Here is a 4,969-nt window from a genome sequence, read left to right as displayed (position 1 = left end):
ACCGTGCGGATCTCGAACGCGGCAACAAGGTCGCGTGCCCGCTGCGCGTGCTGTGGGGCGAGCACGGCGTCGTCGGCCGCTGCTTCGATCCGCTCGACGAATGGCGGCGCGTCGCGCGCGACGTCAGCGGCCGTGCGCTCGATTGCGGGCACTACATTCCGGAAGAGGCGCCCGCCGCGCTGATCGACGAACTGCTCGCGTTCTTCGAGGCGCGCGACGCGGCGGCATGACGGTGCGGGCGCGCGGGCGGCGCGTGCCGCCCGCGGCTCAGGGATGTACGCTTGCCGTCGCGGCTCAGCGGTGTGCGTGGTCGTCCTCGACGAGCGGCGGCAGGCGGCGCGGCACGGGCGTCGATTTCACGATCGCGGTGCTCGTCTCCGCGCGCTCCGTCACCTTCGACAGGATGTCGTCGAGATGCTCGATCGTGCGCAGGTAGAGCCGGCAGATGAAGCAGTCGTCGCCGGTGACCTTGTCGCATTCGACGAACTCGGGAATCCGCCGCAGCAACTCCTCGACCAGATGCAACTGGCCCGGCAGCGGCTTCACGCGGACGATCGCCTGCAGCGTGTAGCCGAGCGCGCGCGGATCGAGCTCGACGGTGAATGCGGCGATCACGCCTTGCGCCTCGAGCCGCCGCACGCGGTCGGCGGTCGCGGGCGCCGACAGTCCGATCTGCCGGGCGAGTTCGCTGGTCGCGAGGCGCGCGTCGTCGGCCAGCGCGGCGACGATCGCGCGGTCGGTCGCGTCGAGCGACGTGACGGCGGGCGGGGAAAGGCGTTTTGGCATGATCGCTTTGCTTTCGAAGGTGAATTGGCGGATTCACTTCAGTTTAGTCATGGTTGTGGCGAAAGCAAGTTTCTAGAATCGAACTCATCCCCGCTTTTCAACGGAGTTCATGATGGCCTCGAATGAAATTCGCCGCGGCGCCGCCGAGATGATCGTCGCGATGCTGATGTCCGGCACGATCGGCTGGCTCGTGATGTCGTCGCAGCAGCCGCTGACCAATGTCGTGTTCTTCCGCTGCATATTCGGCGCCGCGACGCTCGCGATCGTCTGCGCGGCGTTCGGCTTCCTGCGCCGCTCGCTGTTCTCGCCGCGGATGCTCGCGCTCGTGACGCTCGGCAGCCTCGCGATCGTCGCGAACTGGCTGCTGCTGTTCGCCGCCTATTCGCGCGCGTCGATCTCGATGGCGACCGCCGTCTACAACACCCAGCCGTTCATGCTCGTCGCGCTCGGGGCCATCGTGTTCCGCGAGCGGATCACCGCGTCGACGCTCGCGTGGCTCGCGCTCGCGTTCGCCGGGCTGGTGTTCGTGGTGCGCGTCGAGCCGGCCGTGCTCGCGGTGCCCGGCGAATATCTGGAAGGCGTCGCGCTGTCGCTCGGCGCGGCATTCCTGTATGCGATCTCGTCGATCATCACGAAGCACCTGAAGGGCACGCCGCCGCATCTGCTCGCACTGCTGCAGGTCGGCCTCGGCATCCTGCTGCTCGCACCGTTCGCGCACTTCGACACGTTGCCGGCGACGGCCGGGCAATGGCTCGACCTGATCGTGCTCGGCATCGTCAACACGGGGCTGATGTACGTGCTGCTGTACGGCGCGATCCAGAAGCTGCCGACCGCGATGACGGGTGCGCTGTCGTTCGTCTATCCGGTCGTCGCGATCGTCGTCGATCGCGTCGCGTTCGGGCAGACGCTCGCGTGGACGCAGGTGTTCGGCGCATTGCTGATCCTGCTCGCGGCGGCTGGCATGAACCTCGGCTGGCGCATCGTGCCCACGCGTCGCGCGGCGGTCGGCAACTGAAACGGTCAGACGATTCGGCGCCGTTGCACGGTGACGTGGCGGCCCGTCGAGGGCGCGTATCGGGAACGACGGTTGCGCACGAAATGACGTCGCGCGCAGCCGTGAAAAGCGCTGTAAGAAGTTGTAGGGAAACACCCGATGCGATGCGGTCGCGTCGCTCGTATGATGCGGGCTGTGACGTTGATCACGTTCACAGGATTCCGATCTCGATGCCGTTCGCCCGTGAGGCTGAACGGCTTTTTTTTATGTCTCGCTGCCCGCGATCAGGCGCCGCCGCGCGTCGAGCCGCGCGAGCAGCGCGCGCCTCGCGTCGTCGTCCGACTCACGCCATCCCTTGATCTCGCCGCGCGTGCGCAGGCAGCCCGCGCACCAGTCGGTGCGCGGATCGATCCGGCAGACGTCGGTGCACGGCGACGCGACCGTGGCGACCGGCATCGTCACGTCGCTCATGCGGACTCCCGCAACGCGACGTCCGCGACCGGCGCGCCCGTCAGCGACACGAGCTCGTGCGGCGACAGGTTGAACACCGCGTGCGGATGGCCGGCGGCGGCCCACAGGCTGTCGAGCGCGAGCAGGTCGGCGTCGATCAGCGTGACCGGTTCGACCAGATGGCCGATCGGACAGACGCCGCCGATCGCATAGCCGGTGTTGTCGCGCACGAATTTCGCGTCCGCGCGGCCGACCGGGCCGACCCGTTCGGCGACCTTCCTTTCATCCACGCGATTGACGCCGCTCGCGATCACCAGCACGGGCGCGCCGTCGGCCTGCCGGCGAAACAGGATCGACTTCGCGATCTGCGCGACCGAGCAGCCGAGCCCGGCCGCGGCCTCGGCCGACGTCTTGCCGGTTTCGGCGAGCATCACGATGCCTTTCGCATGGCCGCGCTCGCGCAGCAGCAGCGCGACGCGTCGCGCGGAATCGGGGAGGGGAATCGAATGAAGCGGGTGTCGTCATGTCGGGGAATCCGTGGAACGAGATGATCAGACGCAGTTCGCGGCGTCGGCCGCGCTCTGCGCCTTGGCAAGCAGTGCACGACCGGCGCGCGACACGTTTGCGCGGCCGATCGCGTTCGAGATGAAATCACCGGCGGCGACGACCTGCGCGAGATCGATGCCGGTCTCGATGCCGAGGCCCTGCATCAGGTACAGCACGTCCTCGGTCGCGACGTTGCCGGTCGCGCCCTTCGCGTACGGGCAGCCGCCGAGGCCCGCGACCGACGCGTGGAAGATCTCGATCCCTTCGAACAGCGCCGCGTAGATGTTCGCGAGCGCCTGGCCGTAGGTGTCGTGGAAGTGGCCCGACAGGCGTTCGCGCGGGAACACGCGCGTGACGGCCGCGAGCACTTCGCGCGTGCGCTTCGGCGTGCCGACGCCGATCGTGTCGGCGATGTCGATCTCGTCGCAGCCGAGCGCGGCGAACCGTTCGACGACGTCGACGACCGACGCGACCGGCACCTCGCCCTGGTACGGGCAGCCGAGCGTGCACGACACGCTGCCGCGCAGCCGCAGGCCCGCGTCCTTCGCGGCCTTCGCGACCGGCTCGAAGCGCGCGATGCTCTCGGCGATGCTGCAGTTGATGTTCCGCTGCGAGAACGCCTCGCTCGCCGCGCCGAAGATCACGACTTCGTCGGCCCGTGCCGCGACCGCATTCTCGAAGCCCTTCAGGTTCGGCGTGAGCACCGAGTACACGGTGCCCGCGCGGCGCTCGATGCCGGCCATCACGTCGGCGCCGTCGGCCATCTGCGGCACCCATTTCGGCGAGACGAACGACGCGGCCTCGACGTTGCGGAAGCCGGCGCGCGACAGCCGGTCGACGAGCGCGATCTTCACGTCGGTCGGTACGAAGGTCTTCTCGTTCTGCAGCCCGTCGCGCGGGCCGACTTCGACGATCTTGACGGCGGTGGGGAACGTCATGGTTGTCTCCGGTTTTGTGTAGGCGGAATTCAGTAGCCGCGCGCGTAGTCGACGATGCCGCTGACGGGCGTGCCGCGCTCGAACGCGCGGATCTTGCCGGCGATCTGTTCGACGGCTTCCGCGCGCAGCGTCTCGGCCGAGCTGTGCGGCGTGATCGTGATGCGCGGCGCGCGCCAGAACGGATGGTCGTCCGGCAGCGGTTCGTGCTGGAACACGTCGAGCGTGGTCGCGGCGACCTGGCCGCTTGCAAGTGCGTCGAGCAGGTCGGCTTCGACGAGATGCGCGCCGCGCGCGACGTTGACGACGTACGCGCCGGGCGCGAGCCGCGCGAACGCGCGCGCCGACAGGATGCCGTCGGTGTCGCGCGTGCTCGGCAGCAGGTTGACGAGCACCTTCGCGCCGTCGATGCACGCGTCGAATGCGCCGTCGCCGGCGAAGGTCGCGACGCCGTCGAGCTGCTTCGCGCTGCGGCTGTAGCCGCGCACCGGCAGGCCGAGCGCGGCGAGCGCGCGGGCGACTGCCGCACCGAGCACGCCGAGGCCGAGGACGGCGACGGTGAAGCTCGCGCGCGCATGCGGTTCGAGCGGCTGCCAGCGGCGTTCGCGCTGTTGCAGGTCGTATTCGTCGAAACGGCGCAGGTAGCGCAGCACCGCGTGCGTCACGTATTCGACCATCTGCTGCGCCATGCCGGAATCTTCGAGCCGCACCAGCGGCACGTGCGCGGGCAGCGTGCCCGGATGCGCGTGCTCGAGCGCGAGCAGCGCATCGACGCCCGCGCCGAGGTTGAAGATCGCGCGCAGGCCGTCGCGCGGCGCGAACAACTCGCGCGGCGGGCGCCACACGAGCGCGTAGTCGGCGGCGGCCGTATCGCCTGGCTGCCAGGCGCGCAGTTCGGCTTCCGGCAGCGCACGCGCGATCTCGTCGCGCCATGCGCCGGCGTCCTGATGCGGTGAATGGAACAGGATCTTCATTGCGTGACGGCGCGCGCGCCGGCGAGGTGCGTCGCGGGAACGACGAGTAGAGCCGGGCGCGGCGCGCCGGCGGACGTAGCGGACATCGGGCGACTCCTGACGACCGGCCCGGCGCGTCGGCGCGGGGACGGTTCCGTGTGAAGCTGACGGGAAGCCCACATTCTACGGTTTCGCCGCGCATTGCGCCGTCGTGCGGGCCGAGCGTTCGACCCGGGCCGCGTTTCGCACGGTCGCCGGGCCGTCGGCCGAGCAAAAGCAAAGCACAAAATATTGGTTCGGTCGCC

The 4,969-nt window shown here is 69.3% G+C and carries 6 protein-coding genes and 1 pseudogene; 2 read left to right on the top strand and 5 right to left on the bottom strand.

The genetic code is table 11. The annotated features are described in order from the left end of the window. On the top strand, positions 1-230 hold a 230-nt coding region (locus JMF90_RS23865; protein ID WP_374104256.1), incomplete at its 5' end, for an alpha/beta fold hydrolase. A gap of 64 nt (positions 231-294) precedes the next feature. On the opposite strand, the gene JMF90_RS23860 is transcribed toward JMF90_RS23865, so the two are convergent. Then, positions 295-786, bottom strand: coding sequence for an Lrp/AsnC family transcriptional regulator (locus tag JMF90_RS23860; RefSeq protein ID WP_006477619.1), 492 nt, complete (start codon positions 784-786; stop codon positions 295-297). Positions 787-898: 112 nt separating this feature from the next. On the opposite strand from JMF90_RS23860, the gene JMF90_RS23855 reads away from it, so the two are divergent. Then, positions 899-1,801, top strand: a complete 903-nt coding sequence (locus JMF90_RS23855; protein WP_054928117.1) for a DMT family transporter — start codon at positions 899-901, stop codon at positions 1,799-1,801. A gap of 243 nt (positions 1,802-2,044) precedes the next feature. Here JMF90_RS23855 and JMF90_RS23850 read toward each other — a convergent pair whose 3' ends face one another. The 4 genes and pseudogenes from JMF90_RS23850 to JMF90_RS23835 form a co-directional block, all read right to left on the bottom strand. Beyond that, the gene (locus JMF90_RS23850) at positions 2,045-2,251 is read right to left on the bottom strand and encodes a DUF1289 domain-containing protein (protein ID WP_006477621.1); all 207 of its coding nucleotides are present in this window, start codon (positions 2,249-2,251) and stop codon (positions 2,045-2,047) included. Continuing rightward, positions 2,248-2,755: pseudogene (locus JMF90_RS23845) on the bottom strand (YbaK/EbsC family protein). The gene JMF90_RS23850 and the pseudogene JMF90_RS23845 overlap by 4 nt, the downstream one beginning before the upstream one ends. Positions 2,756-2,781: 26 nt before the next feature. Continuing rightward, positions 2,782-3,714 carry a hydroxymethylglutaryl-CoA lyase gene (locus tag JMF90_RS23840; RefSeq protein ID WP_012329350.1) on the bottom strand — a complete coding sequence of 311 codons (933 nt, stop codon included), beginning with the start codon at positions 3,712-3,714 and terminating at the stop codon, positions 2,782-2,784. A 29-nt stretch (positions 3,715-3,743) separates the two neighbouring features. Further along, on the bottom strand, positions 3,744-4,685 hold the full coding sequence (locus tag JMF90_RS23835) for a glyoxylate/hydroxypyruvate reductase A (protein WP_054928116.1): 942 nt from the start codon (positions 4,683-4,685) through the stop codon (positions 3,744-3,746). Positions 4,686-4,969 lie beyond the last annotated feature (284 nt).

Source organism: Burkholderia sp. E168m23 (genome assembly GCF_016586125.1).
Lineage (GTDB): Bacteria > Pseudomonadota > Gammaproteobacteria > Burkholderiales > Burkholderiaceae > Burkholderia > Burkholderia orbicola.
The sequence above is the reverse complement of the archived record's forward strand: the minus strand, read 5'-3'. Positions and strand labels throughout refer to the sequence as shown.

Excerpts from the sequence above, each read along its gene's own strand:
- JMF90_RS23860 (WP_006477619.1), bottom strand. The coding sequence starts at position 786 with ATGCCAAAACGCCTTTCCCCGCCCGCCGTCACGTCGCTCGACGCGACC.
- JMF90_RS23855 (WP_054928117.1), top strand. The coding sequence starts at position 899 with ATGGCCTCGAATGAAATTCGCCGCGGCGCCGCCGAGATGATCGTCGCG.
- JMF90_RS23850 (WP_006477621.1), bottom strand. The coding sequence starts at position 2,251 with ATGAGCGACGTGACGATGCCGGTCGCCACGGTCGCGTCGCCGTGCACC.
- JMF90_RS23840 (WP_012329350.1), bottom strand. The coding sequence starts at position 3,714 with ATGACGTTCCCCACCGCCGTCAAGATCGTCGAAGTCGGCCCGCGCGAC.
- JMF90_RS23835 (WP_054928116.1), bottom strand. The coding sequence starts at position 4,685 with ATGAAGATCCTGTTCCATTCACCGCATCAGGACGCCGGCGCATGGCGC.